We start from the raw sequence: 23,226 nt of genomic DNA, 5'->3' as shown, positions 1-23,226 counted from the left end.
GTCCGGCTCGCGTCCGGACTGCGCCCGGCCCGCGTCCGGTTCACGTCCAGAGGGCGTCCGCGACGGCGGTGCCGGCGAGCACCGCCGCCAGGCCGGCGACCAGGCTGCCGGCCACGTTCAGCACCGCGAGGAACCGCGCGCCCGACTCGGCCAGCCGCAGCGTCTCGTAGGAGAAGGTCGAGTACGTGGTCAGCGCCCCGCAGAAGCCCGTGCCCAGCAGCAGCTGTACGGAGGAAGGCGCCGCTCCCGCGGTCAGGGCGCCGGTGACCAGGCCGAGGACCAGACAGCCGACCACGTTGACGGTGAACGTGCCCCAGGGGAAGACCGAGTCGTGCCGCGACTGGACCGCCCGGTCGGTCAGGTACCGCATCGGCGCGCCGACCACCGCCCCGGCGATCACCAGCAGCCAGTTCACGACCCGTCCCGCTTCCGGCCGACGTACCGGATCACCTCGACCTCGTCCAGGACCACCAGGCCCTCGGTGACCAGCTCGTCCAGCTGCGGCAGGAAGGCGCGCACCCGCTCGGCGGTGTCCACGATCACGACCGCCACCGGCAGGTCCTCGCTGAGCGACAGCAGCCGGGAGGTGTGCACCAGGGAGGAGGCGCCGAAGCCCTCGACGCCCCGGAACACGCTCGCCCCGGCCAGACCGGCGGCGTGCGCGCGGTGCACGATCTCGCTGAAGAGCGGCCGGTGGTGCCAGACGTCGTCCTCGCCGACGAACACCGTCGCCCGCAGAGCCTTCCCGGTCAGCCTCGTCATCGCGTCCTCCAGCCGATCACCCGGCGGGTCGCCGTCGCGGCCACCCACACCGACGCCAGGGCCGCCACCACCGTCGCGGCCAGGTACCCCAGTCCCACCGCGGCGTGCCCGGAGCGCACCAGCCGCTGCACCTCCACCGCGTACGTGGAGAAGGTGGTGAACCCGCCCAGCACCCCGGTGCCGAAGAACGGCCGCACCAGCCGGTGCGCCGCCCACACCTCGGTGATCACCACCATGAACACGCCGATCACCGCGCAGCCCAGTGCGTTCACCACCAGCGTCGACCACGGGAACGCCCCCACCCCGGCCGGCCACAGCAGCGCCATGCCGTACCGGGCGCACGCCCCCAGCGCGCCGCCGACCGCGACCACGGCGACCACCGGGAGCTGGTCCCGGTCCGGACCGCGCCGGCCCCTCGGCAGCGGATCGACATCGGGATCGACGGGCTCGGCCGTCACCTCGGACTCGGGGCGCTCCATGGACGTCTCCTACTCGCACGGCACCCGGGCAGACGGGCGCCCCCGCAACAAGTAGGGACCGTTGGCGGCATGTGCCGCGGTTCGGGTACGGCGGGCCCCACCGCCGCTCAGCGCCCGGAGGCCCTGCGCATCCCACCTTACCCGCGGACTCCGTCGGCCCCGGGCCGGTGGCCGCTCCGCGCGGGGGTCAGGAAGTGCTGCTCGGCGTCGAGGCGGCGGGTGCCGGGTCGGCCTGGGCGGGCGCCGGGGCGGGCGGGGTGGCCAGCCGGTGGAGGGCGGAGCGGCGCTGGACGAGGCCGAGGGCGGTGACCGAGGTGCCCAGGGCGATCCAGCCGAGCGGGCCGGCGGTCATCACCGCGCCGGTCAGCAGCAGCGGGCCCGCCGACTTCTGCACCGACTGGGACATCCCGGCGACGCCCAGGTAGGAGGCCCGGGCGCGCGGCGGGGCCAGGCTCACCGCCAACTCCCAGGAGCTGACCGAGCGCAGCAGTTCCGCCAGGGTGACCAGGACCGCGGCGACCAGCAGCGCGGCCGAGGCCGACCAGGCGCCGCCGCCGGTCGCGGTGGCCAGCAGCAGGCAGCAGCCGAGCAGCGTCGGCCCGTACCAGCGCAGCGCCCTGACCGCGCCGTGCGGGCCGTCCGCCCAGGCGGAGACCCGTAGTTGGAGCAGGACGACCAGGACGGTGTTGACCACCAGGAAGGCCGGGACCAGGGCGTGCGGCGCGGCCGTGTGATGGACCAGCCAGAGCGGCAGGCCGACGTTGAGGACGGAGTCGTCGAGGTTGAGCGGGATGTCGAGCAGGACGAACCGCAGGTAGCCGCGGTCCCGCCAGGGGCTGGGCGCCTCCGCCTCCGCCTCCGTGGCCTTGGCCTGTGCCGTTCCGCCGTCCGCGGGTCGGGCCACCACCAGGCCGTGTCCGGCGGGCTCGCCGGCCCGGGCGACCAGGACGGCGGCCAGGACGAAGGAGAGGGCGTTGGCCAGCAGCAGCACGCGGTATGCGTCCGCGGTGCCCACGGCCAGGCCGAGGGCGGCGATGCCCGCGCCGAGCGCGTAGCCGGCGTTCGCCACGCTGCGGAACAGCGCCTGGTAGACGCCCCTGCGCTCGCCCGCGACCCGGGTGGCGAAGAGCATCTCCAGGGTCTTGGCCGCCCGCTCGCCCAGGCAGGTCAGCGCCACCACGACCAGCAGCACCGCGTACTCGTCCACCACCAGCAGCAGGCCCATGGTGACGAGCCGCAGCAGGTGACAGGCGATCAGCAGCGTACGGACCGGCAGCCGTTCGGCCGCCCGGCCGGCCAGCGGCGACCCCGCGATCCCGGCCACGGCGGCGACCCCGAGGAGCAGGCCGAGCTGCCGCGCGTCCAGCCCCCGGACGAAGGTGAAGTACAGCACCGACGCCGCCGCCCACACGCCGCTGCCGGTCCGGTCGACGAACTGCGACAGCAGCATCATCCGCCCGTCCCGCCCGCCCGGCGGCCGCCGCAACTGCGCCACCAGCCCGTTCCCCTGTCCGTTGCGCCGCATGGCGAGCCCCCGGTCCGTGTTCTCGGATTGTAAATCTCGATATCAAGATACTTCATGTCGAGATTCCTGGGGAGGGCCGGGGTGTGCCGGAATAGGGTCGAGGGGTGCCCGGCTGGCGCCGATCATGCAGCGTGAACAGGAGCGTCCCGGCGGCATCCACCCCGTGCTGGCGGGGCGGTGCAGCCCCACGGCGTTCGACGCCTCGGTGGCCGTCGACGACCGGGCCCTCGGCCTGCTGCTGGAGGCCGCGCGGTGGGCGCCGTCCGCCGGCAACTCGCAGCCGTGGGGGGCCTCACCTGCCGGCCGGGGGAGCCGGAGCACCGGCGCGTCCTCCGCCACCTCGCCCCCAGCTCGGCCCGCTGGGCACCGAGCGCGGGCCTGCTGGTCGTCACACTGACGCGGCGTCGTGTCGACGACACCCTTCTGCCGTACTCCGAGTTCGCGGACTACGACCTGGGCCAGGCCGTCGCCCACCTGACCCTCCAGGCCCGGGCGATGGGGCTGGCCGCCCGCCAGTTCCGCGCCTTCGACCTGGACGGCCTCACCGAGGAGCTGCGCCCGAACCCCGGCTGGGCGATCGTCTCCATGATCGCCATCGCCATCGCCATCGCCATCGCCATCGGCGCGGCAGCCGGAGCGCCGGCCGACCACCGCGCCCGCCGCAGCACCGCCGACCTGCACTCGGCACCCCGGGCGCCGGCGGTAGGGAAGGAGGCGGGTCAGAGCGCTTCGCGGAGGGCGGGGAGGAGGGTGGACTCGGCCCAGTCCAGGAAGGCCGGCTGGCTCTCCCCGCCGACCTGGACCAGGGCGACCTGGTCGAACCCGGCCTCCGTGAAGGGCCGGACGGCGGCGACGAACTCCTCGACCCGGTCGCCGCACGGGACGGCCCCGGCGACGTCCTCGGGCCGGACGAAGCTGCTCGCGGCGGCGAAACCCGCGGTTCCGGGGAGTTCGGCGTTGACCTTCCAGCCGCCGCCGAACCAGCGGAACTGCTCGTACGCCCGCTTGACGGCGGTGTCCCGGTCCGGGTCCCAGCACACCGGGAGCTGACCGACGGCCGGCTTTCCCGAACCGCCGTGGCGGGCGAAGGCGTCCACCAGCGAGGCGTCCGGCTCCACCGCGATCACCAGGTCCGTGAGCCGGCCGGCCAGTGCGCAGGAGTGCTCCCCCGAGACCGCCACCCCGATCGGCGGGGGCTCCTCGGGGAGATCCCACAGCCGGGCCGCGTCCACGTCGAAGTGGCGGCCGTGCCGGGTCACGTACCCGCCCGCGAAGAGGTCGCGGATGATCCCGAGCGCCTCGGCGAGCATCGCCTGCCGCACCGGCACCGACGGCCAGCCCGACCCGACCACGTGCTCGTTGAGGTTCTCGCCGCTGCCCAGGCCGAGGCGGAACCGGCCCCCGGACAGCAACTGGAGGGTGGCGGCTTTCTGGGCCACCACCACCGGGTGGTACCGGAAGGTGGGGCAGGTGACGTAGGTCATCAGCGGAATCCGGCCGGTCGCCTGCGCGGCCGCGCCCAGCACCGCCCACGCGTACGGGGCGTGGCCCTGCTCGTCCAGCCACGGGAAGAAGTGGTCCGAGGTCACCGAGAAGTCGAACCCGGCGGCCTCCGCCCGGACGACGTCCGCGACGAGATCCCGCGGCCCGCGCTGCTCGGTCATCATCGTGTACCCGATCTGCACCATGGCCGGGCGCCTGCCCGGTCGCCGGCCGTCCATCCCCGCACGGACCGGTTCTCCCGCGCTCGCGGGGCCGCCGGCGACGGCGTAGACCGGGAGCATGGATGACGAGAAGACCTCGTGGCACCCCGGCGAGATCGTTCCCGCCAGCGGCATCTACGAATGCGACTGCGGCGCCGGACACCACTGGAGCACCGACGTGAAGGGCCACCGGTTCCCGCCGCTGCCGTACGGCTGCCCGGGCAGCTCCTGGTCGCTGAAGACGGACGCCCACCCGGAGACGTGACCGGGGCGCTCGACCCGCGGGCGGGCGGGACGAACACTGGGGACATGGACGCGGACGAGGCGCTCCGGCGGATCGCCTTCCTCCTGGAGTGGCGCGGCGCCTCGCCGTACCGGGTGCGGGCGTTCCTCACGGCGGCGGAGGCCGCCCGCGGACTGCCGCCCGGGTCGGTGAGCGCGGAACGGGCCCGGGAGCTGCGCGGCGTCGGCCCGGTCACCGCCGAGGTGGTCGCCCAAGCCTCCGAAGGAGGCACACCCGCCTATCTCGCCCGGCTGGAGGCAGCGGCCGGGGCGGCGGCCCGGGCCGGCTGGGAACTGGCCGGCGCGACCCTCGGGGACTGCCACCTGCACTCCGACTGGTCCGACGGCGGCAGCCCGATCCAGGAGATGGCCGACGCCGCCCGCGCCCTGGGGCACCACTGGGCCGTGGTCACCGACCACTCGCCCCGGCTCACCGTCGCCCACGGCCTCAGCCCGGACCGGCTGCGCCGCCAGCTGGAGGCGGTGGCCGCCGTCAACGCCCCCGGCGGGTCCTTCCGGCTGCTCTCCGGGATCGAGTGCGACATCCTCGACGACGGCTCGCTCGACCAGGAGGAGGAACTGCTCGGCCGGCTGGACGTGGTGGTGGCCTCGGTGCACTCCAAGCTCCGGTCCGAACCCGGGCCGATGACCGCCCGGATGCTCGCGGCGGTCCGCAACCCGCACGCGGACGTGCTCGGCCACTGCACCGGCCGGATCGTCACCGGCCGCGGCCGACCGCAGTCGCGGTTCGACGCCGGGGCCGTCTTCGCCGCCTGCGCCGAGGCCGGAACCGCCGTGGAGATCAACTGCCGGCCCGAGCGGCGCGACCCGCCCGACGACCTGCTGCGGCTGGCGGCCGAGGCCGGCTGCCTGTTCGCGGTGGACACCGACGCCCACGCTCCGGACCAACTGGACTGGCAGCTCTCCGGCTACGCGCGGGCCGCCCGGTTCGGCCTCGGGCCCGACCGGCTGGTGACCACCTGGCCCGTCGACCGGCTGCTCGGCTGGACCGCGCGGCACGGCCGAGGTCCGTGAGGGATCCCCTGCGTCCGTTCCGGCCCGGAGGCGGGAGTGGCGGTTCGGCGGTGCCGCCCGACGGGCGGTCGGCGTTGCGGTCCGTGGCCTAACCGCCGGACGGTTCGGGGGACGGGGACGGCTGGGCGGACCACTGGGAGGCGAGGTCCTCCAAGTCGGTCCAGAGCGCTTCGGCGTGGGTGCGGGCCTGGTCGAGGCCCGGCCAGCGGTGGGGTCGTCCGCCGTCGTGCAGCTCGGCGAGCTGGAGATAGGCCTCGATGCCGGCCACGGCCAACTCGATCGAGCGGCGCCGCGGTTCGACGTGGGGGGCCGTGCCGTGATGGCCGTTCCCGCGGCACGCGGTGGTCGGGACGCGGTCGTAGAGGAAGGCGGTGAGCCGGTCCAGGCCGTCGCGGGTCAGGTGCTCCTCCACAGCGGGCCTCCCTCTGTGCCGTCTGGCGCCGTCGGCGCCGAGCGGAGGTGACACCCCCAGGTTTCGCCCGTCACCCGGATCGTGTCAAGTGATACGTGAAACGGATTTCGTGCCTCGCGTGCCGTGAAATCCGGGTCTACCCTGGACGCATGGCCATCGAGCAGCAACCGGCCGAGCGGCAGTGGACGTTCCTGACGAACCACGCCCGGGTGCTGGTGCAGATCGCCCGCGATCCCGGGATCCGGGTCCGCGACATCGCGGCCAGCTGTCTGCTGACCGAGCGGGCCGTGCAGCGGATCATCGTGGACCTGGAGGAGGCCGGCTACCTCAGCCACATCCGGGTGGGCCGGGCCAATCACTACCACGTCATCGACGGCAAGCAGCTGCGGCACCCGGCCGACGCCGGACCCAAGCTCGCCGAACTCCTCGCCGTCCTCCTCGGGCACTGACAGCACAGCAGGAGGCCAGCCATGACGGCAAGGGGGCGTCCGGAACCGGACCGACCGCTGTCACAGCAGCCCTACGCGGGAGGTGGGCCGGCGTTCGAGCCTGCGGTGGGGACGCTCACGGTGGGGCTCAGCGGCACCTCGGACCGCCTGACCGCGGTGGTCACGGGCGAGATCGACCAGGACAACGCCGACGTCCTGCGTCGTAGGCTGTCGGCCGCACTGCGCGCCGGCACCGGCCGGCTGGTGGTCGACATGACCGGCGTCGAGTTCTGCGACAGCCGGGGGCTTCACACCCTGGTGGCGGTGCGGCACGAGGCCCTGGCCGTCGGGCGGACGATGACGGTCGTGCCCAGCCCCATCGTGCGGCGACTGCTGGAGATCACCGACACCCTGCCGCTGTTCCAGGCCGAAGGCCGATGAGGCGGGGCACTCACGCGGTGCGGGGCTTCAGCAGGGCGTGTGCCGGGTGTCGAGGTCCGCCCAGACGGCCTTCCCGCCCTGGAACAGAGGATCGGCCCCCAGCCGCGGGACAGGCGCCGGACGATGCGCAGACCCTGGCCGCGCCCGCCGTGGCGCCGGGGCTCGGGAAGACCGGGACCCGGATCGATGACCGTGACGCGCAGCCGGCCCTCGCCCAGTTCGAGCCCGAGCTCGACGGGCCCGCCGCCGTGCCGTCGGGCGTTGTCGACGAGTTCGCCGACCACCAGGAGCGCGTCCTCGACGAGCCAGGGCCTCGGACGTCCGAGCCGGCCGCGGCGTCGCCAGTCGTCCAGGGCCTCGCGGGTGAACGCGACCGCCCGTCCGGCGGTTCCCGCACCCTGCGGGAACCGGAGGCGGTGCTGGAAGGGGATCTGCACACGGGTCGGGAACATGGTGGTCATCCAGGATTCGAGCGTGTCTGTTCTCTCCGGATCCAGGCGGCTACCCGACGTGACGCCGCCGAAACGGCGGGGCGCCCGGGCTACTCCGGCGGGGCGAGCAGGCGCCGGGTCTCGGTGATGTCGAGGAGGTGCCGGATCCGCGGGCCTGCCGCGCGGATCCGCAGCGAGGTGCCGGCGGACGCTGCGCGCTCCCGCGCGCCGAGCATGACCCGCAGGCCGGCGGAGTCGCAGAAGGTCACGGCGGGGAGGTCGAGTTCCACCGGGCGTCCGTGCGCGAGCGCCAGGTCCAGGACCCGGCGGACCTCGTACACGCTGTCCTGGTCCTCCAGCGGGCGTTCCGCCCGGGCAGTCCGCACGTCAAACGGCCGGCCCCCGACGCCCGCGCCGCGCCGGACTCACAGCCGCTCGTCGCGCCGCCGCACGGTCGCCGGGTCCTCGTCGACCACGTGCTCGTGGACGATCCGGCGCCGCCGGTAGATCAGCGCGGCCGAGACGACCAGCCCGAGGACACCGACCACCATGAGGATGATCCCGACCGCGTCGAGGTCGACCCAGGAGACCTCCTCCCGGACGGCGAAGGCGAGGATCGCGCCGACCGCGATCAGGAAGATGGACAAGCCGATTCCCATGACTGGCTCCCCGGATCGAAGGCGGAAAGGGTCCGACTCGCGTCTTTCCCGGTCAGCCCGGTCGATGTACGGAAAGGCGGTGGGATCGAGCGGGATTGAGCGGGCGGATCCGGGGCAGGCGAATCGGTTCGGCGGGGACCGGGAACGGGATCCGAGGTGAGTACGGTGAAGACCGTCGCACGGAAGCTGCCGCTCAGTGCGGAGCAGGCGGTGCTGTCCGCGTGGGCACGGGAGCGGGGGTGGTCGGTCCGCTGGGAGCACGCCACCCGGACGCGGAGCGAGTTCCTCCACCTCGCGCGCGGCGGGCGGTCCCTGGTCGCCGTCTTCTCCCATGACGGCGCCTTCGAGTACGCCAAGGCGCCGGGGGACGGCGCCGGCGGGGTGGAACTCAACCTCCCCGCGCTGGCACGGGAGTTGGCGCGGCCCGCGGTCCCGGCGGACGAGGTGGGCCGGCGGGCGTCCGATGCCGCACGGACGGACGGTGACCGGCCCGCGTCCGCCACGGGGGCGACCCCTGAGGAGACGCCGCCGGCGGAAGGCAGCACCACCGCCGGGATCTCGGTGCCCGAACCGCCGGAGCTCCGCCGGGCCTGGGGAGCGTGGCCGTTGGTGATCGTCGGCCTGCTGGTGCTGTGCGTCGTGGTGTTCATGGTGGCGCGGATCGCCGCCTGAGCGGCGGACAGGCCCGCGGAGACGGAGGAGGAGAACCGATGCGTCCGAGGAACCCGGACCCCCGCACCGGCCGCGGCGGCCGCGCGGAGCCGAAGCCCGCCCGGCAGCCGCCGGAAGCGGGCGACCGCTCCTACGGCGACCGGGCCGCCGGCGCCGGCGACACCCCGAAGCCCTCCCCGCCCCCGGGCGCACCGCACCTGCGCGAGCGGTACGACGCGACGGCGGAGGCCGCCGCCCGAAAGGACCCGGAGTCCGCGACTGCTCCGGGGGAGCCCGGCGGCCATCCGGAGGCGTAGCGGCTCCGAACCCCCTGTACCGGGCGGGCCGCAGGGGCCCGCCGCCGGCGAGGAGGTTCCCGTGGTCACCGTGCAACGCAGCATCACCGTCGACCGGCCCGCCGACGAGGTGCTGCGCTACCTCGCCGACTTCGGCCACACCACCGCGTGGGATCCCGGCACCGAGAGCTGTGTCCGGCTGGACGACGGGCCGGTGCGCGAGGGCGCCCGCTGGCGCAACGTGTCCCGGTTCCGCGGCCGCCGGACCCGACTCGACTACCGGCTGGAACGGTACGGGACGGACCACCTGGTCTTCGTCGGGGAGAACGGTACGGTGACCGCCACCGACGACATCACGGTCCGCCCGTACGGCGGCGGGTCCGTCGTGGACTACCGCGCCCACCTGGGGCTGAAGGGCTTCGCCCGGCTCGCCTCACCCCTCGTCCGGCGGGAGTTCGAACGGCTCGCGGACCGCACGGCCGACCGGCTGCCGCGGGTGCTGGCCGACCCGGGCGCGTGACCGTCGGCCCCGCCCGCAGCCCGTGACCGTCACCGGCCCGGGCCGCGGGTATCGACCGGCGCCCGGCCGCCGGGATCGGCGGGGATGACGAACGTGCCGGGGTCGCGTCTGCCCGTGGTCGACCCGGAAAACCGGTACGGCCCACCGGCGTAGCCCGACCCGCACGGGGTAGCCGCCCGGAGGAATTCCGAACAGGTGCCCGCCCGGGAGGTGATGGCGATGCCGCAGTCAGAACCCACCGTCCGCTCGACGGCGGTCCGGTTCCTGGACGACCGGTCGCCCGACGACCCGGTGTACGCGGAGCTGCGCTACATCAGCAACCGGCCGTACACGGTCTGCCTGGCCGTGGGCACCAGTAGCTCGGAGGTGTGCTGGTACTTCGGCCGGGAGCTGCTGGCCGACGGCCGCAGGCGTCCCGCCGGACCCGGGGAGATCCAGGTCAGCCCCGGCGAACAGGGGGATGTGCTGATCCGCCGGACGAGCCGGGCAGGCACCACGATGGTGAGCGTACCGATGGCCAGCCTGGACGAGTTCCTCGCCGCCTGCTACGCGCTGGTGCCGGCCGGCGGGGAGAGCGACCACCTGGACCTCGACGCCGACCTCGAACGCCTCCTCGAACCCGACTGATCCCGGCCGCCCACACCGCCCGCCCCACGGCAGCCCTCGGCCCTCCGGCCGGGGCTGCCCGACGACCGAGGAGGACAGCTGTGACCACGGTGCAGGAGTCGATCGCGGTGGACGTGCCGCTCGACACCGCCTACCACCAATGGACGCAGTCCGAGGACTTCCCCAGTTTCAGGGAGGGCGTGGAGGAGGTCCGCCGGATCGACGACCGCCACAACCACTGGCGGATCCGGAGCAACGGCGGGACGAGGGAGTTCGACACCGAGATCATCGACCAGGCCGTCGACGACCACGTCGCCTGGTGCACCGTCGCCGGCCACGTGTACGAGGCGGGCGCCGTCTCCTTCTACCGGATCGACCCCACCCACACCCGGGTGATGCTGGCGATCGACCGGGTGCCCGAGGACAACACCGAGACGACCACGGACCTGAGCGGGATGCTGGACCTCCGGGTGAGGGGCGACCTGCGGCGCTTCAAGCGGTTCGTCGAGCACCGCGGCGATCCGGGGACCGGCGGGTAGGCGCGCGGAGCCCGTGGGATGAGGCGCCGGCCGGAGCGAGGGGACGGGCCGTCATGCCGCGCGACCCGCACACCTCGCGCGTACCGGAGGTCCGCGTACCGGAGGTCAGGGCCGGACGGGCCGGCCGCCGGCTGTTTCAGTCCGCCGGTTGCGGTCAGACGCTTCCCGACGGACCCGGTGCCGGAACCCCCGACGCCGGGCGATCTGGAGGAGGTGCGGTTCGGATGCTCGCCATGTTGCTGGTACTTCTGCTGATCATCGTGCTGTTCGGGGCCGGGTTCGCCCTGAAGGCGCTCTGGTGGATCGCCATCGCCCTGCTGGTCGTGTGGCTGGTGGGCTTCCTCGCCCGCGGCTCCAGCCGGGGCAACCGGACCCACTGGTACCGGTGGTGACCGGTCGGCCCCGGCCCCACCCCGCAGGGCGGGCCGGCCCGCCCGTACGGACGGCGCGGCGGCGGCGCTACCTGCTCTGCCCACCCGCGCACTTCGCCGTGGAGTACGCCATCAACCCGTGGATGGACCCGGCCGAGCCGGTGGACCTGGACGCCGCGATGACCCAGTGGCACGGGCTGTCCGCCACCCTGCGGCGGCTCGGCCACCGGGTGGAGGTGATCGACCCGGTGCCCGGGCTGCCGGACATGGTGTTCACCGCGAACGGCGCCACCGTCATTGACGGCCGGGTCCTGGTGGCCCGCTTCCGCCACCCGGAGCGGGCCGGGGAGTCCGCCGCCCACCGCCGCTGGTTCGGCGCCGCCGGATTCCGGCCGGTGGCCGTCGCCGGGCCGGTCAACGAGGGCGAGGGCGACTTCCTGGTGGCCGGACGGCGGATCCTGGCCGCCACCGGCTTCCGCACCAGCCGGGCCGCCCACCGAGAGGCCGCCCGGGTCCTCGGCCGCCCGGTGGTCACCCTGACCCTGGTCGACCCGCGCTTCTCCACCTGGACACCGCCCTCGCGGTGCTGGCCGAGGACCAGATCATGTACCACCCGCCGGCGTTCGCCCCGGCCAGCCGGAGGCTGCTGGAGACCCTGTACCCGCAGGCCGTCCGGGTGGGCGCGGCGGACGCCGCCGTCCTCGGCCTCAACGCCGTCTGCGACGGCCGCCACGTGGTCCTCCCGGCGGCCGCCCGCGGCCTGGCGCAGCGGCTGCGCGCCGAGGGCTTCGTCCCGGTCCCCGTCCACCTGCCGGAGCTGCTCAAGGCCGGCGGCGGGCCCAAGTGCTGCACGCTCGAACTGCGGCCCGGCCGGGCCGTGGTGGCGCCGCCTACGGGAGGGGGTGCTCCGGATGTCCGTCCGACCCGCTGACACCTCGCCCCTCCTGCCCTCGCCGCGCGGGCCGGTCTCCGCCCACCTGCTCGACCTGCTCCGGGGCGACCCGGTGGGCGGCCTGCCCGAGGCCGCCATCACCCCGGACGGCGCCTGGGGCGAGGACCAGCAACTCGCCCTGTACGCCGGCTACGAGCTGCACTACCAGGGCTTCGCCGGGGTCGACCCCGCCCTGGAGTGGGACCCCTCGCTGCTCGCCCTGCGCGCTCGTCTGGAGCGGGCGTTCCTGACCGCCTTGCAGACGGCCACCCACCCCGTCCCGCCGCTCGCCGACGTCCTGTCCGGGCTGCTCGCCGAACCACCGGACGCCACCGGCCCGTCCCACCACCTGCTCACCGACGGCGAGCGGTGGCAGGCCCGCGAGTACCTGGTCCACCGCTCGCTGTACCACCTGAAGGAGGCCGACCCGCAGATGTGGGTGGTGCCCCGGCTGCCCCACCCGGCCAAGGCCGCGCTGGTGGCCGTCCAGTACGACGAGTACGGGGCCGGCCGGCCCGAGCACGCCCACGCGCTGCTGTTCGCCCGGATGATGTCCGACTTCGGCCTGGACCCGGCGTACGGGCGCTACCTGGACCTGGTGCCCGCACCGGCGCTGGCGGTGGTCAACCTGATGACGCTGTTCGGCCTGCACCGGGCGCTGCGGGCCGCCCTGGTCGGGCAGTTCGCGGCCGTCGAGATCACCTCCCCGCCCGGGGCCGAGCGGCTCGCCCGCGCCTTCGAACGGCTGGGTGCCTCCGCGGACGGCACGCTGTTCTACCGGGAGCACGTGGTCGCCGACGCCGTGCACGAGCAACTCGTCCGGTACACCGTCATCGAGCCCCTGGTCGCCGCCGACCCGCACCTCGCCGACGGCATCGCCTTCGGGATCACCGCTGCCGGCCTCACCGAGGACCGTCTCGCCCGGCACCTCCTGGACGCCTGGGGCGCGGGCCGCACCTCGCTGCACGCCGCAGTCCTGTGAGACCACCGTGGACCGGACCGCCCTCCTGGCCCGGCAGGTGGTCGCCGCGCTCGCCCGGGCCGGCCACACCGTCGCGGCGAGCGAATCCCTCACCGGCGGCCGGCTCTGCCAGGCCCTCGCGGAGGCCCCCGGCGCCGGATCGGCGTTCCGCGGCGGCGTGGTCGCCTACGCCACCGACCTGAAGCACCTCCTGCTCCGGGTCGACGCCGGCCTGCTGGCCCGGGTCGGCGCGGTCCACCCCGAGGTCGCCGCCCGGATGGCCGAGGGCGTCCGACGGCCGCTATCACCCGCCTGCCCGGAGCGTTCGAGCACCACTGGAGCTGGCAACTGCGCGCCGCCTGCCGCACCACGGACACCGATCTGTTCTTCCATCCCTCGGGAGAGCGGGGCACTCCCCACGACGAGCGCGAGCAGGCGGCCGTGGCCGTCTGCGCCCGCTGCCCCGTGCGGTCCGAGTGCCGTCGCTACGCCCTCGCGGCGCGCGAGCCGTACGGCGTGTGGGGCGGCCTCACCGAGGACGAGCGCCGTGCCCTCCTCACCCGCCGCCCGACCACCGGTCGCCGGTCGACCACCGATCGCCGGCCACCCGTGCACCGGGCGGCCTGACCCCGCCTCGGCGCCGCGCGTCGAAGGGCCGGCCGTCCGTGCGACGCCCCGGTCAGGGCACCCCGGAGGTCCGGGGCGGATGCCAGTGCCGTGCCGCGGGAGCTGCGGCGATCGTCAGCAGCCATCGCACGGGTGGCAGGGCCAGCAGGCCGCCCAGATAGCACCAGGGGCCGCCGGAGCGCATCAGCAGGTGGGCCCAGGCGTCGATGCCGCTGTACCGCCTGCCCGCCTGGGTGACCCAGAGGGGGCTGCGCTGGACCGTCTCGGGGCAGACGGCTCCGGGGTGCCCCAGCCGGGCGTTCAAGGCGGGAAGATCGACGAACTCGTAGGCGACGGCCTCCCACGGGCCCGACGACCTGGACATGCCGGGGTACCGCTTGGCCCGCGCGACCCAGTCCGTACAGAGAGGGCATTCGCCGTCGAACAGCAGCAGCGGCTCCTGGAGGGCAGGACGGGTCATCTCCGCGTTTCCCATGTCTGCTCCACCCTCACCATCCCGGAGGAAGCGACCTGCCCCGTCGTGGTGGTTGCAGGGGCCCGTGCGGGCGGTGGGGCCGGTCGGCTCCGGTACTGCCATTGTCCGCCGCCGCCACGGGGTCGAGCCGTCCCTGGCGCGCTGCCGGGTTCAGCGCAGCCCGGCGGATTCGACGTTCAGCAGTTCCAGGAGCCGGGGCCGGTGCAGCCCGGCGATGCCTTCGAGGAAGTCGGGGTGGCGCAGGAGCGCGGCGGCCTGGTGGTCGTGGGTGCCGGGGCGGGTGAGGCGCCGCGGGTCGCCGGTGCGGTCCGGGGCGGTGGTGCCGGCGTGGGTGGCGAGGGCGGGGTCGGCGAGGAGGCAGGCGGCCCAGCTGACGATCGTCTCGTCGACCCAGGTCCGCCAGGCGGCGTCGTCGGGGTGCGGGTCGGATCCGGTGACCTGGTCGAGTCGGCGGGATCCGCTGGGGGCGAGCAGGTGGAGCAGTTCCGCGTCCAGATCGGTCGGGTAGGCCAGGGCGGCGGCGAGGGTGGTCGCCTGGAGGGCCTGGGCCTCGGCCAGGGCCCGGTTGAGCGCGCCCGCGGGCGGGGGGAATGCGGTCAGGAGCCAGCGGGTGGAGGCGGCTATGACGGGGGTCAGGTCGGTGGTCACGGCGGACGTCCCTCGGGGGTGGCTCGCCGGTGTCCGAACGATCGGGGCGCGAGCTGGCGGTGCGGAGCCGCGCTGCCCCGCTCGTGGCCGACACTGTAGGCGCCCGACCCGGCCGGGCGGAATGACCGCCGTCACGCCCGCCCGGCCGGAGCCGGGCGGACATGACGCGTGCGATCCGGCCCCGGCTCCGGACGAGTGCGGCCGTCGTACGCCGGCGGGCGGGTCAGGACTTGCCGCGGCCGGTGACGAAGTCGCGGGCCCGGTCGACCAGGCCGGCTCCCGGCGCGAGGAGCTTGCTGGCCATGGGCGTGCTCGGCGCCGCGGGGTGCGGGCGGGTGGGAGCCATGGCCTTCGCACGGCGGATCTTGTCACCGAGATCGTCCAGCATCTCCGGCGTGCAGACCTGCCGCAGCTGCGGGAAGAGCGTGGTCTCCTCGTCCTGGACATGGGCGGAGACCTCGTCCATGAGCTGCTGCAGCACCGGGTTCATCTGCGGGTCGTCGGTGCGCGTCTTCTCCAGCTGCTTGAGGATCTTCTCGACCCGGCTGTGGTCCTCGAGCTCCTTGTCCGCGAGCCGGTCGCCGTCCGCGACGTGCTCGCGCACCGCCGGGTACAGGTGCTGCTCCTCCGCGACCGAATGCCGTACGAGCTCGATGGTGACCTCGTCGACGGCGTCCCGCAGGTCCTGGCCGCCGCCCGTCATCGCCTGGATCCGGGCGAACATCTCCTCCACCTCCCGGTGGTCGGCCATCAGCTCGTCGATCACGTTCCCGCCGTGCCCCATCGCACATCCGCCTTCCGTCCGTCGGGCCGGGACCATCCCGCCCACCGGGCAGTGATCCCCCGTCGGGCGGCCCGATTGAGCACGGAGGCGGTGTCTCACTCGATCGGACGGTGGTCAGCCGCCGGCGAGGATCCGGGCGAGCGCGGTGTCGACGTCGAGGTGATCGGATTCGGAACCGGCGGGGACCAGGGCGAAGGAGTCGGCGAGGAAGGCGGCGACCGAGGCCGTGGAGGTGCTGAGCACCGCGTGGCCGGTGGGAGCCTTCAGGGCGATGAGGAGATCGCCGCAGGTACCGGGACGGACTCGTACGTCGCCGTGGCCGGCCGGGGCGTGGCGGCCCTCGTTCAGCAGCTCACGGCTGAAGTACCAGCACACCCGGGCCCCGCCGTCCAGGCAGCCGCAGTCGGCGACCGCGAACGACAGGCACGCCGCGTAGGGAAGGCTCGTGTCGAAGCTGAGTTCCGCCTCCACCGGGACGTCCGGCAGCAGGCTCTCGGGGAAAGTGACGGACATCGCGTGGACGGCGGTCATCGGCATCGAGGCTGGGTCCTCCGGGTGGCTGGCGGTGCCCGCACGGGCGGGCGGGTACGAGGAGCGGCTACCCGGGGCCGCGGCTCCCAGACGGCGGGTCCGAAATCTGCACAACTCCCGTGCAGCCGCCCCGCGTGGTGGATCGATCAGGTCTCCCGCATCCGGACCCGCCGGCGCCGTCCTGCGGGCCCACGCCGTACGAGGCGGGTCACGCCCTGCTGCCGCGGCGGTCCGGGGTCGTTTCGGCGGCCGGCTGGTGGCCAGACGCCCGGGGGCAGACCCGGGCGGCCGTCCGGGCCCGACGTGGGCGGAGGAGCGATGAAGGCACTGACCTGGCACGGGCGGCGCGACGTCCGGATCGAGGAGGTCCCCGACCCGCTGATGAAGGAACCGGACGACGTGATCGTGGAGATCACCTCCACCGGCCTGCGCGGTTCGGACCTGCACCTGTACGACGTGTTCGGCCCGATCCTGGAGGCCGGCGACATCCTCGGCCGCTGCCGCCGCTGCTCACCGACGAGGACCCGCTGGGCGTGGACTCCTTCGCCACCCACCGCCTGCCGCTGGACGCGGCGCCGGAGGCGTACCGGATGTTCCAGGAGAAGCGGGACGGCGCCGTGAAGGTCCTCTTCACGCCCTGACCGGCCCGTTCACGCCCTGACCGGTGCGGATCGCGGTGCATGCGAGACGTATGACGCTGCGTGGCCGGGGTAGGCGCACGGTCCCTGGTGAGGAGGTGACCCATGTTCCTGTTCGGTCTGCTGCTCCTGATGGCGGCCGGTGCCTTCACCGGCCTGCTGATCGCGGGCAACCTCGACGGCGGCCCGGAGACGGCGGTGACGGTCGTCGGGTCGGACATCGGCGGGTACTCGGCCCAGGAGGCGTTCCTGGCCGGTATCGCGCTGACCCTGCTGTTCACGGCGGGGGTCGCCCTGGTGGTTGCGGGCGCGCTCCGGGCCCGACGACGGCGCACGGTGGCGACCGCGGGCGTGCCCGCCCGGCACGCGAGGGCTGCCCGTCCGACGCCGGCCGCCCGTCCGACGACGGCTGACCCGGCGGCGGGGACGGCTGATCCGGCCCGCGCACCCGACGGAGAGCCGACGTACGGTCAGGCCCCGACGTACGGTCAGGCCCCGACGAGCGCCCGGGAGCCCGCGTACGGCTCCGACCCCGCCCACGGCTCCGCCCCGACGCGTGGCTCCGACCCCGCGTACGGCTACGGATCCGACCCCACGTACGGCGGGGCGCCCGGTCCCGACGCCAGCGCCGAGACCCCCGCGCCGCAGACGGAGCCGGAACCCGCCGGGCGGCGGCCACGGGTCCCGCTGCACCCCTGGCAGCGTGAGGAGCGGAGATGAGCACTCCCGCCGGCCGGCTCAGGTTCGGGGTGGAGGAGGAGTACCTGCTCGCCGACCCCGAGACCCGGACGACCGTGCCGCGGGCCGCGGCCGTGGTCGAGTGCGCGGCCCAGACCCTCGGCGCGCGGGCGCAGTTCGAGTTCCTGGCGACCCAGGTGGAGGCCTGCACGCCCCCGGTCGAGACGGCCGGGGACTTGCGGGCGGAGCTGGTGGCGATGCGCCGGGCCACCCTGGGCGCCGCCTCGGGTGTGGGCTGCCTGCTGGTCGCGTCCGGGACGGCCGTGCTGCCCAGCCGCCACCCGCTGCCCGTCACCGGCAGCCTGCGGTACCGGCGGATGGCCGAGGACGCCGGCCCGGTCGCGGACCGGGCCGGCGAGCTGTGCGGCTGTCACGTCCACCTCGGCGACCTCGACCGCGGGGAGGCCCTCGCCCTCGCCGGGCACCTGCGGCCCTGGCTGCCCGTGCTGCAGGCGGTGTGCGTCAACTCCCCGTTCTGCGAGGGCCGGAGCAACGGCGTGGCCAGCAGCCGGTGGAGCCGGCACCTGGCGTGGCCGACCTGCGGGCCCGCCCCGCTGCTGGACGAGCGGGGCTACGAGCGGACGGTGTGCAGGCTGCTCGCCGACCGGGTGATCCGCGACCGGAGGATGATCTACTGGTACACCCGGCCGTCCGAGCACCTGCCCACCCTGGAGATCCGGGTCGCCGACACCAACGCCGACCTGGACGTCCCGGTGCTGCTGGCCGTCCTGCTGCGGGGGCTGGCGGAGGTCCTGCTGGCGGAGCACCGGACCGGGGCGGTCCCGCCGCCGCTGTCCGCCGGGGCGGTCCGGGAGGCGCACCGGCGGGCCGCCGAGGTGGGGCTGAACGGCGACGGCCTCGATCCCGTCACCGGCCGGAGGGTTCCGGCGCGGCTCCGGCTGGAGGCCCTGCTGGACCGGGCCGCCCCCGGACTGGAGCTGCACGACGACCTGCTGCTCGCCCGGAGCCTGGTGGACAAGCTGCTGACCAGGGGCACGGGCGCCGAGCGGCAGCGCGTCGCCCTGGCCCGACACGGTTCGCTCCCGGCGGTGGTCGACCACCTGGCCCGGCTGACCGCCCGCCTGACGTCCACCCGGACGGTGGTGACGCTGCCCGCGCTGTGAACCCGCCGTCGTGGACCCGACGTCGTACGGCCCCCGCCCGGTGACCCTCCCTCAGGGGTCACCGGGCGGGGGCTGATCCGGTCCGGGGGCTGATCCGGTCAGCGGCCGAGGGCGTCGGCGAGTTCCTTCTTGTTCATCTTGGAGCGGCCCTCGATGTTGCGCTGCTTGGCCTCGTTGTAGAGCTGGTCGTACGTCGGGCCCTTGGCACCCGAGTGCGAGCGCTGTCCGCCGCGCTTGGAGGAGGACATGTCCTGGAGGGAGCTGCGGCTGGCGGTCTTCGACTCGCCGTGGCGGGCGCGTTCCTTGTTGACGGTCCGCGCGGCGATCTCCTCGGCCCGCTTCTCGCTCTCGCCGCGGTCCAGGGCGCTGTCCTTGATGTGCTCGTACTGGCGTTCCCGCTTCTTGTTGGAACCGGCCGGCATGGTCCGTCCCTCCTCGTCATGGTCCACCTGCGTGCTCCCGCGCGCCTACCCGCCGGCGTGCGGTGGAATCTCCCGCTGGGGGAGGTCGTACGGTCCGTGGCGTCGGTGCGGTTTCGATGTACGTGTGAGAAGGGGTCGATCATGACGACGTTCCTGCTGGTTCCCGGTCTGTACCTGGGTGGTTGGGCCTGGGAGGCGGTGGCCGCGGAGTTGACCGCCAAGGGCCACCGGGCGGTTCCGGTGACGCTGCCGGGCCTCGGCGAGCGAGCGGGGGAGGACGCGGCGGGCATCGGTCTGGCCGAGCACGCGGACGCGGTGGCCGAGCTGCTGGACGCCCAGGAGCCGGGGGTGGTGCTGGTGGCGCACAGCTACGGGATCTTCCCCTCGGTCGCGGCGGTCGACCGGCACCCGGAGAAGGTCGCCCGGCTGGTGATCGTGGACACCGGGACCCCGGAAACCGGTGAGGCGGTGGTCACCCTGATGCCGCACCTGCTGGAGGCCGCCGACGGCCCGGTGCTGCGGGTGCCGACCGGGCTCGACCCGGTCCACGGGGTGCCGGAGGCGGAGGAGGAGCGCTACCTGCGCCTGATCACCCCGCACCCGCTGCGCACCGTCACCGACCCCGTCGAGCTGACCGGCGCCTGGCTGAAGGTCCCCACCACCGGGGTGTTCTGCCTCGCCAACGGGCTGAGCCTGGAGGTCGCCCGGGCGCTGTACGCCACCGGCGCGCCCCGGTTCGCCAAGCTCGCCGAGCCCGGGGTGACCTTCTTCGAGCTGCCCACCGGCCACTACCCGATGCTGTCCACGCCGGTCGAGCTGGCCGAGGTCCTGGTCGGTGCCGCCGCCGGGGAGGGGCGGAGCCTCCTGGGGGACTGAGCCCCCACGGGCCTCAGACCGCCGCCGGCTCGCCGTCGCGGTTGTTCGGGGCGTCTTCCAGGCCCTGGCGGAGGCGGGCCAGGACGGACGCCAGCAGCCGGGAGACGTGCATCTGGGAGACGCCGATGCGCTCGGCGATCTCGGTCTGGGTGTGGTGGCCCCAGAAGCGGAGGAGCAGGATCTGCCGGTCGCGGGGGGTGAGGGAGGTGAGGAGGGGGCGGACGGCTTCGCGGAACTCGACGAGTTCGAGGTTGTGGTCGCAGGCGCCGAGCCGGTCGAGCAGGGAGCTGCCGGCCTCGTCCGGGCCGTCGTCGTGCAGGGCGTCCAGGGAGTCCGCCCGGTAGACCCGGCCGGCCTCCAGGCCGCTCAGGACCTCGTCGCGGGTGAGGTGGAGGTCCTCGGCGAGTTCGTCGGGGGCGGGGAGGCGGCCGAGTTGCTGTTCGAGGCGGTCGGAGGCGCGGGCGACCTGGAGGTAGAGCTCCTGCTGGCTGCGGGGGACCCGCAGGGGCCAGGAGGTGTCGCGGAAGAAGCGTTTGATCTCGCCGACGATGGTGGGGATGGCGTAGGTGAGGAACTCGACGCCGCGGTGGTGGTCGTAGCCGTCGACGGCCTTGATCAGGCCGATGGTGCCGACCTGGAGGATGTCCTCCGTCTCGGCGGTGTGGTGGCGCAGGCGGCCGGCGACGAACCGGACCAGCGGCATGTTGAGCTCGATGATGGTGCCGCGGACGTAGCTGTAGGCGTGGCTCTCGCGGTCCAGTTCGGCCAGCCGGGCGAACAGCGCGTCGCTGAGTTCGCGGGCCTCGGTCTTGCCCATCGCCCGCATCTGCTGCGGGGTCGGCCGGGGCAGCTCCTCCGCCGGTACGGGGGCCGTGACGGCGGGGGCCGTGACGGGAGCCGTGACGGCGGGGGCGGGGACGGGCGTGGACGGGGTCGGAGTGGACAACGAGGTCATCTCCCTGCGCTGTGGGAAACCGTCACCGGGCGGCGCGCAGGCCGCGGGCCGGGCGGCAGGCAGGACACCGTGCCACCCGACGGCTGGAAGGGGGAGACGGGGTCCCGGCACGGCGCACCGCGCCTGGTGGCCGGCGGCGGTCGGGGCCGCCGGGCCGGAGGCGGACAGCATCGTCCGTCACTCCGTCCTGAGCCCCTACCCGGCCTCCCCGGATTCAACCGGAGTCATCGATTCCGGATTCGCCCGGTCGTCGGCCGCCCGCCGGGCGTTTCACCCCGCCCTCAGCGGTTAGCCGTGCACCCGTGGGCCGACCGCGTCCACGTACCCGCGCCGGGACCGAACGGGACCGAAGGAGTGGGGCCACGAAGGCCCGGGAGGCCGAGCGCTTCCGCACGGCGTGACCCCGTCGGCGGTCCGGTTCGCCCGGCACAGCCGGGGCAGCCGCCGAGAGACCGTCGCCCCTTCGCACCCATCCCTGGAGGACACCATGGAACGGCCGGACCCCGTCCAGCCCACCCCGGAGACGACGGCGGAGACCGTCGGGGGACGCGCACCCGAACCGCCCGCGGTCCCCGGCGCGCCGGGCCCCGAGCCGCCGCAGACGGCACGGTCGACCCCCGGCTCGTCCTTGGGCGCCGTCCGCCGGGGAAGCCGCAGCCCATGGCTATCGTCAGAATCTGTGCCCGGCCCCTGCTGGCGTCGATGTTCATCGCCGGCGGCACCGACGCCCTACGGCGCCCGGCGCCGCTGGCACCGGCGGCCGAACCCGTGGTGGACGCGCTGGCCGACATCCCCGGCGTGCCCCGTCGCACGGTGAACGCCGTCCGCCTCAACGGCGGCGTCCAGGCCGCCACCGGCCTCCTCCTCGCCGCCTCCGGCAACGGCCACGAGTGAAGCGGGCCGCCGCGCCGTACCCCGAGGGGAGCGCCGGGCCCCGGACGGCACTGAGCCGTCCGGGTTCGGGGCGGGAGGGGTGGAGCCGGCGTGGGCGGTGTCGGGGGCGGGGGTGGGGGACGGCCGGGTCAGGGGGTCCGGCGGTGGACCATCTCGGTGATCCAGGTGGGGGCGTAGGGGGAGGTGCAGCCGGGGGTGGTGGGGTAGTCCTTGAGGACTTCCAGGCGCTCGCCGATGGCGATGGCGTGGGCGCGGTGCTCGGGGTGCTCGATGCCGATCTGGGCGAGGCAGTGGTTCATGGCCCACTGGAGGCGGTCCGGGGCGCCCTTCATCTCGGCCTCGACGGTGTCGAGCAGTCTCGGGAGGTCCAGGCCCTCGGGCTGCTTCGCCACGCGTTCGGTGGTCAGCGCCCAGCCGGCGCTCGCGACGACCGGATCCGGGTCGGCGGACCAGGCCAGGCGGAGTTCCTCGGCGTGCGGGCTCTTCTTCACCACGTAGTTCACGAGCCAGTCGTGGACCTTGGGCGTGCGGGCCTCCCGCAGCATGGCGTCCAACTCGTCCCGCCCGAACGCCTTCGGCCGGGAGATCAGGAGCGCCAGCAGCCGCGCCGCCGAGTCACCGGTCTCCCAGAGCCCACGCGCCAGGTCCTGGTCGGTCTTCAGCCGCTTCGCGAGCGCGCGCAGCTTGGTGAGGTTCACTGCGTGGTCGTCGCCGTGCCGTGCGTTGACTTCGCGGCTCCTCGGGTCCTCCAGCGCGGCCAGCTCGGCCGTCACCTCGGCGACCGTCGTCCCGGTCTGCGTCGTCTCGGCCACCACGGGCTCCCGTCCCTCGCGTTGTGCGGCCAGCGTACGACGGCCCGCCGACGGCACGGCGGCGGGCGCGTTCAGGCGGCCGGGCCTCGCAGCCCGCGGTCGGTCCCGGCGGCGTCCGCGCCGCAGGTGCCGAGTCTGCTCGCCGGGCGCGCCGAGACGGAAGCCCATGCCGATCCGGGCGACGTCCGCGCGGGCGCGCAGCAGTTCGTTGAGGCCGACGGAGGTGCAGAAGTCCAGGCCGGAGCAGTCCACCACGACCTCCGAGGGCCGGGGACGATCGGTCAGTGCGGCGTGCAGGGCCGCAGCTGGTCGGCGGTGTCCATGTCCGCCTCTCCGGCGACCTCCACCACCCGCTCACCCTCGGACGTCGTACGGCGCACGATGTGCAGTACGGGACGCATGGGTCGACCTCCTCGCGTCCGGCCCCCCACCGTTCCTGCCCCCCACCGTTCCTGCCCTTGCAGAACGGCTGTCCCGGCGTCTGGCCGCAGCCTCGGGAACGAAACATCACCGCTCCCCGGGCCGCGGGGCGAACGACCGTGGCCGGGCTGACCCCGCGCGGCCCGCCCGTGGGCCCGCCGCGTTCCCTGAACGCGCCGGCTCCGTGCGTGCACCGCATCCCTGCGGTCCGCCGAAATACCCGCCGCAGCCGGCTCCACCGAGATCGCCG

33 protein-coding genes and 4 pseudogenes are annotated in these 23,226 nt (G+C 74.6%); 21 read left to right on the top strand and 16 right to left on the bottom strand.

The window, feature by feature from the left end:
• Positions 1–40: 40 nt before the first annotated feature.
• The 4 genes from crcB to ABWK59_RS04710 form a co-directional block, all read right to left on the bottom strand.
• The gene (gene crcB / locus ABWK59_RS04725; protein WP_354638053.1) at positions 41–415 is read right to left on the bottom strand and encodes a fluoride efflux transporter CrcB; all 375 of its coding nucleotides are present in this window, start codon (positions 413–415) and stop codon (positions 41–43) included.
• Complete coding sequence (locus tag ABWK59_RS04720; RefSeq protein WP_354638051.1) at positions 412–762, bottom strand: DUF190 domain-containing protein; 351 nt, start codon at positions 760–762, stop codon at positions 412–414. The genes crcB and ABWK59_RS04720 overlap by 4 nt, the downstream gene beginning before the upstream one ends.
• Entirely contained in the window at positions 759–1,241 is a 483-nt protein-coding gene (locus ABWK59_RS04715) for a fluoride efflux transporter FluC (RefSeq protein WP_354638049.1), read from the bottom strand. The genes ABWK59_RS04720 and ABWK59_RS04715 overlap by 4 nt, the downstream gene beginning before the upstream one ends.
• Before the next feature lie 187 nt (positions 1,242–1,428).
• Entirely contained in the window at positions 1,429–2,766 is a 1,338-nt protein-coding gene (locus ABWK59_RS04710) for an MFS transporter (RefSeq protein ID WP_354638047.1), read from the bottom strand.
• On the opposite strand from ABWK59_RS04710, the gene ABWK59_RS04705 reads away from it, so the two are divergent.
• Entirely contained in the window at positions 2,765–3,163 is a 399-nt protein-coding gene (locus ABWK59_RS04705) for a nitroreductase family protein (protein WP_354638046.1), read from the top strand. The genes ABWK59_RS04710 and ABWK59_RS04705 overlap by 2 nt on opposite strands.
• A gap of 322 nt (positions 3,164–3,485) precedes the next feature.
• Here the strand turns inward: ABWK59_RS04705 and ABWK59_RS04700 are convergent, their stop codons facing one another.
• On the bottom strand, positions 3,486–4,454 hold the full coding sequence (locus tag ABWK59_RS04700) for an LLM class F420-dependent oxidoreductase (protein ID WP_354638044.1): 969 nt from the start codon (positions 4,452–4,454) through the stop codon (positions 3,486–3,488).
• Positions 4,455–4,548: 94 nt separating this feature from the next.
• Between ABWK59_RS04700 and ABWK59_RS04695 the strand changes: the two genes are divergently transcribed.
• On the top strand, positions 4,549–4,734 hold the full coding sequence (locus ABWK59_RS04695; RefSeq protein ID WP_354638042.1) for a hypothetical protein: 186 nt from the start codon (positions 4,549–4,551) through the stop codon (positions 4,732–4,734).
• A gap of 44 nt (positions 4,735–4,778) precedes the next feature.
• Complete coding sequence (locus ABWK59_RS04690; RefSeq protein ID WP_354638040.1) at positions 4,779–5,786, top strand: PHP domain-containing protein; 1,008 nt, start codon at positions 4,779–4,781, stop codon at positions 5,784–5,786.
• 88 nt (positions 5,787–5,874) lie between these two features.
• Here the strand turns inward: ABWK59_RS04690 and ABWK59_RS04685 are convergent, their stop codons facing one another.
• Positions 5,875–6,198: a hypothetical protein gene (locus ABWK59_RS04685; RefSeq protein WP_354638038.1), complete on the bottom strand. Its 324-nt coding sequence runs from the start codon at positions 6,196–6,198 to the stop codon at positions 5,875–5,877.
• A 149-nt stretch (positions 6,199–6,347) separates the two neighbouring features.
• On the opposite strand from ABWK59_RS04685, the gene ABWK59_RS04680 reads away from it, so the two are divergent.
• Both ABWK59_RS04680 and ABWK59_RS04675 read left to right on the top strand, forming a co-directional pair.
• Positions 6,348–6,647, top strand: coding sequence for a helix-turn-helix transcriptional regulator (locus ABWK59_RS04680; protein WP_354638036.1), 300 nt, complete (start codon positions 6,348–6,350; stop codon positions 6,645–6,647).
• Between the two features lie 105 nt (positions 6,648–6,752).
• Positions 6,753–7,067 (top strand): STAS domain-containing protein, encoded by a 315-nt coding sequence (locus tag ABWK59_RS04675; RefSeq protein WP_354644826.1) that lies wholly within the window; start codon positions 6,753–6,755, stop codon positions 7,065–7,067.
• 101 nt (positions 7,068–7,168) lie between these two features.
• On the opposite strand, the pseudogene ABWK59_RS04670 reads toward ABWK59_RS04675, so the two are convergent.
• The 3 genes and pseudogenes from ABWK59_RS04670 to ABWK59_RS04660 all read right to left on the bottom strand — a co-directional run.
• Positions 7,169–7,519: pseudogene (locus tag ABWK59_RS04670) on the bottom strand (ATP-binding protein); the annotation flags it as partial.
• 89 nt (positions 7,520–7,608) lie between these two features.
• Complete coding sequence (locus ABWK59_RS04665; protein ID WP_354638034.1) at positions 7,609–7,884, bottom strand: STAS domain-containing protein; 276 nt, start codon at positions 7,882–7,884, stop codon at positions 7,609–7,611.
• A 39-nt stretch (positions 7,885–7,923) separates the two neighbouring features.
• Positions 7,924–8,157, bottom strand: a complete 234-nt coding sequence (locus ABWK59_RS04660) for a DUF6458 family protein (RefSeq protein ID WP_354638033.1) — start codon at positions 8,155–8,157, stop codon at positions 7,924–7,926.
• A 165-nt stretch (positions 8,158–8,322) separates the two neighbouring features.
• Between ABWK59_RS04660 and ABWK59_RS04655 the strand changes: the two genes are divergently transcribed.
• From ABWK59_RS04655 to ABWK59_RS04610, 10 genes and pseudogenes are all read left to right on the top strand, one after another.
• A complete protein-coding gene (locus tag ABWK59_RS04655; RefSeq protein WP_354638032.1) occupies positions 8,323–8,829 on the top strand; it encodes a DUF6480 family protein in 507 nt (168 codons plus the stop codon).
• 38 nt (positions 8,830–8,867) lie between these two features.
• Positions 8,868–9,125, top strand: a complete 258-nt coding sequence (locus tag ABWK59_RS04650) for a hypothetical protein (protein WP_354638030.1) — start codon at positions 8,868–8,870, stop codon at positions 9,123–9,125.
• A gap of 61 nt (positions 9,126–9,186) precedes the next feature.
• Positions 9,187–9,624: an SRPBCC family protein gene (locus ABWK59_RS04645; protein ID WP_354638028.1), complete on the top strand. Its 438-nt coding sequence runs from the start codon at positions 9,187–9,189 to the stop codon at positions 9,622–9,624.
• A 219-nt stretch (positions 9,625–9,843) separates the two neighbouring features.
• Positions 9,844–10,251, top strand: coding sequence for an SsgA family sporulation/cell division regulator (locus ABWK59_RS04640; RefSeq protein ID WP_354638026.1), 408 nt, complete (start codon positions 9,844–9,846; stop codon positions 10,249–10,251).
• An 80-nt stretch (positions 10,252–10,331) separates the two neighbouring features.
• Positions 10,332–10,769: an SRPBCC family protein gene (locus tag ABWK59_RS04635; RefSeq protein ID WP_354638024.1), complete on the top strand. Its 438-nt coding sequence runs from the start codon at positions 10,332–10,334 to the stop codon at positions 10,767–10,769.
• Between the two features lie 224 nt (positions 10,770–10,993).
• Entirely contained in the window at positions 10,994–11,161 is a 168-nt protein-coding gene (locus tag ABWK59_RS04630) for a hydrophobic protein (protein WP_354638022.1), read from the top strand.
• A gap of 583 nt (positions 11,162–11,744) precedes the next feature.
• Positions 11,745–12,071: a hypothetical protein gene (locus ABWK59_RS04625; protein ID WP_354638020.1), complete on the top strand. Its 327-nt coding sequence runs from the start codon at positions 11,745–11,747 to the stop codon at positions 12,069–12,071.
• Positions 12,052–13,053: an iron-containing redox enzyme family protein gene (locus ABWK59_RS04620; protein WP_354638018.1), complete on the top strand. Its 1,002-nt coding sequence runs from the start codon at positions 12,052–12,054 to the stop codon at positions 13,051–13,053. The genes ABWK59_RS04625 and ABWK59_RS04620 overlap by 20 nt, the downstream gene beginning before the upstream one ends.
• 7 nt (positions 13,054–13,060) lie before the next feature.
• Positions 13,061–13,276 (top strand): annotated as a pseudogene (locus tag ABWK59_RS04615) (CinA family protein); the annotation flags it as partial.
• A gap of 59 nt (positions 13,277–13,335) precedes the next feature.
• The gene (locus ABWK59_RS04610; protein ID WP_354644825.1) at positions 13,336–13,659 is read left to right on the top strand and encodes a WhiB family transcriptional regulator; all 324 of its coding nucleotides are present in this window, start codon (positions 13,336–13,338) and stop codon (positions 13,657–13,659) included.
• A gap of 52 nt (positions 13,660–13,711) precedes the next feature.
• Here the strand turns inward: ABWK59_RS04610 and ABWK59_RS04605 are convergent, their stop codons facing one another.
• The 4 genes from ABWK59_RS04605 to ABWK59_RS04590 all read right to left on the bottom strand — a co-directional run bounded on the left by ABWK59_RS04605 (position 13,712) and on the right by ABWK59_RS04590 (position 16,103).
• The gene (locus tag ABWK59_RS04605) at positions 13,712–14,119 is read right to left on the bottom strand and encodes a thiol-disulfide oxidoreductase DCC family protein (protein ID WP_354638016.1); all 408 of its coding nucleotides are present in this window, start codon (positions 14,117–14,119) and stop codon (positions 13,712–13,714) included.
• 165 nt (positions 14,120–14,284) lie between these two features.
• Positions 14,285–14,782 carry a hypothetical protein gene (locus ABWK59_RS04600; protein ID WP_354638014.1) on the bottom strand — a complete coding sequence of 166 codons (498 nt, stop codon included), beginning with the start codon at positions 14,780–14,782 and terminating at the stop codon, positions 14,285–14,287.
• A gap of 223 nt (positions 14,783–15,005) precedes the next feature.
• Positions 15,006–15,566 carry a hemerythrin domain-containing protein gene (locus tag ABWK59_RS04595; RefSeq protein ID WP_354638012.1) on the bottom strand — a complete coding sequence of 187 codons (561 nt, stop codon included), beginning with the start codon at positions 15,564–15,566 and terminating at the stop codon, positions 15,006–15,008.
• Between the two features lie 114 nt (positions 15,567–15,680).
• Complete coding sequence (locus ABWK59_RS04590; RefSeq protein ID WP_354638010.1) at positions 15,681–16,103, bottom strand: SsgA family sporulation/cell division regulator; 423 nt, start codon at positions 16,101–16,103, stop codon at positions 15,681–15,683.
• A 312-nt stretch (positions 16,104–16,415) separates the two neighbouring features.
• On the opposite strand from ABWK59_RS04590, the pseudogene ABWK59_RS04585 reads away from it, so the two are divergent.
• The 4 genes and pseudogenes from ABWK59_RS04585 to ABWK59_RS04575 all read left to right on the top strand — a co-directional run.
• A pseudogene (locus tag ABWK59_RS04585) lies at positions 16,416–16,592 on the top strand (glutathione-dependent formaldehyde dehydrogenase); the annotation flags it as partial.
• Positions 16,593–16,600: 8 nt separating this feature from the next.
• Positions 16,601–16,738 (top strand): annotated as a pseudogene (locus ABWK59_RS36585) (glutathione-dependent formaldehyde dehydrogenase); the annotation flags it as partial.
• Between the two features lie 102 nt (positions 16,739–16,840).
• Positions 16,841–17,455, top strand: a complete 615-nt coding sequence (locus tag ABWK59_RS04580; protein ID WP_354638008.1) for a hypothetical protein — start codon at positions 16,841–16,843, stop codon at positions 17,453–17,455.
• The gene (locus tag ABWK59_RS04575) at positions 17,452–18,597 is read left to right on the top strand and encodes a carboxylate-amine ligase (RefSeq protein WP_354638006.1); all 1,146 of its coding nucleotides are present in this window, start codon (positions 17,452–17,454) and stop codon (positions 18,595–18,597) included. The genes ABWK59_RS04580 and ABWK59_RS04575 overlap by 4 nt, the downstream gene beginning before the upstream one ends.
• 98 nt (positions 18,598–18,695) lie before the next feature.
• Here ABWK59_RS04575 and ABWK59_RS04570 read toward each other — a convergent pair whose 3' ends face one another.
• Positions 18,696–19,019, bottom strand: a complete 324-nt coding sequence (locus ABWK59_RS04570; RefSeq protein ID WP_354644824.1) for a plasmid stabilization protein — start codon at positions 19,017–19,019, stop codon at positions 18,696–18,698.
• A 141-nt stretch (positions 19,020–19,160) separates the two neighbouring features.
• Between ABWK59_RS04570 and ABWK59_RS04565 the strand changes: the two genes are divergently transcribed.
• The gene (locus ABWK59_RS04565) at positions 19,161–19,895 is read left to right on the top strand and encodes an alpha/beta fold hydrolase (protein ID WP_354638004.1); all 735 of its coding nucleotides are present in this window, start codon (positions 19,161–19,163) and stop codon (positions 19,893–19,895) included.
• Positions 19,896–19,908: 13 nt separating this feature from the next.
• Here ABWK59_RS04565 and ABWK59_RS04560 read toward each other — a convergent pair whose 3' ends face one another.
• On the bottom strand, positions 19,909–20,850 hold the full coding sequence (locus ABWK59_RS04560) for a SigB/SigF/SigG family RNA polymerase sigma factor (RefSeq protein WP_420492731.1): 942 nt from the start codon (positions 20,848–20,850) through the stop codon (positions 19,909–19,911).
• Positions 20,851–21,510: 660 nt separating this feature from the next.
• Between ABWK59_RS04560 and ABWK59_RS04555 the strand changes: the two genes are divergently transcribed.
• Positions 21,511–21,744, top strand: a complete 234-nt coding sequence (locus ABWK59_RS04555) for a hypothetical protein (RefSeq protein ID WP_354638001.1) — start codon at positions 21,511–21,513, stop codon at positions 21,742–21,744.
• Between the two features lie 128 nt (positions 21,745–21,872).
• On the opposite strand, the gene ABWK59_RS04550 is transcribed toward ABWK59_RS04555, so the two are convergent.
• Positions 21,873–22,556, bottom strand: a complete 684-nt coding sequence (locus ABWK59_RS04550) for a DNA alkylation repair protein (RefSeq protein ID WP_354644823.1) — start codon at positions 22,554–22,556, stop codon at positions 21,873–21,875.
• Positions 22,557–23,226: the final 670 nt, after the last annotated feature.

The sequence above is a fragment of the Kitasatospora sp. HUAS MG31 genome (assembly GCF_040571325.1).
In the GTDB taxonomy this organism is placed as follows: domain Bacteria; phylum Actinomycetota; class Actinomycetes; order Streptomycetales; family Streptomycetaceae; genus Kitasatospora; species Kitasatospora camelliae.
Note: the sequence above shows the minus strand (reverse complement) of the source record. Positions and strands in the feature narration are given on the sequence as shown.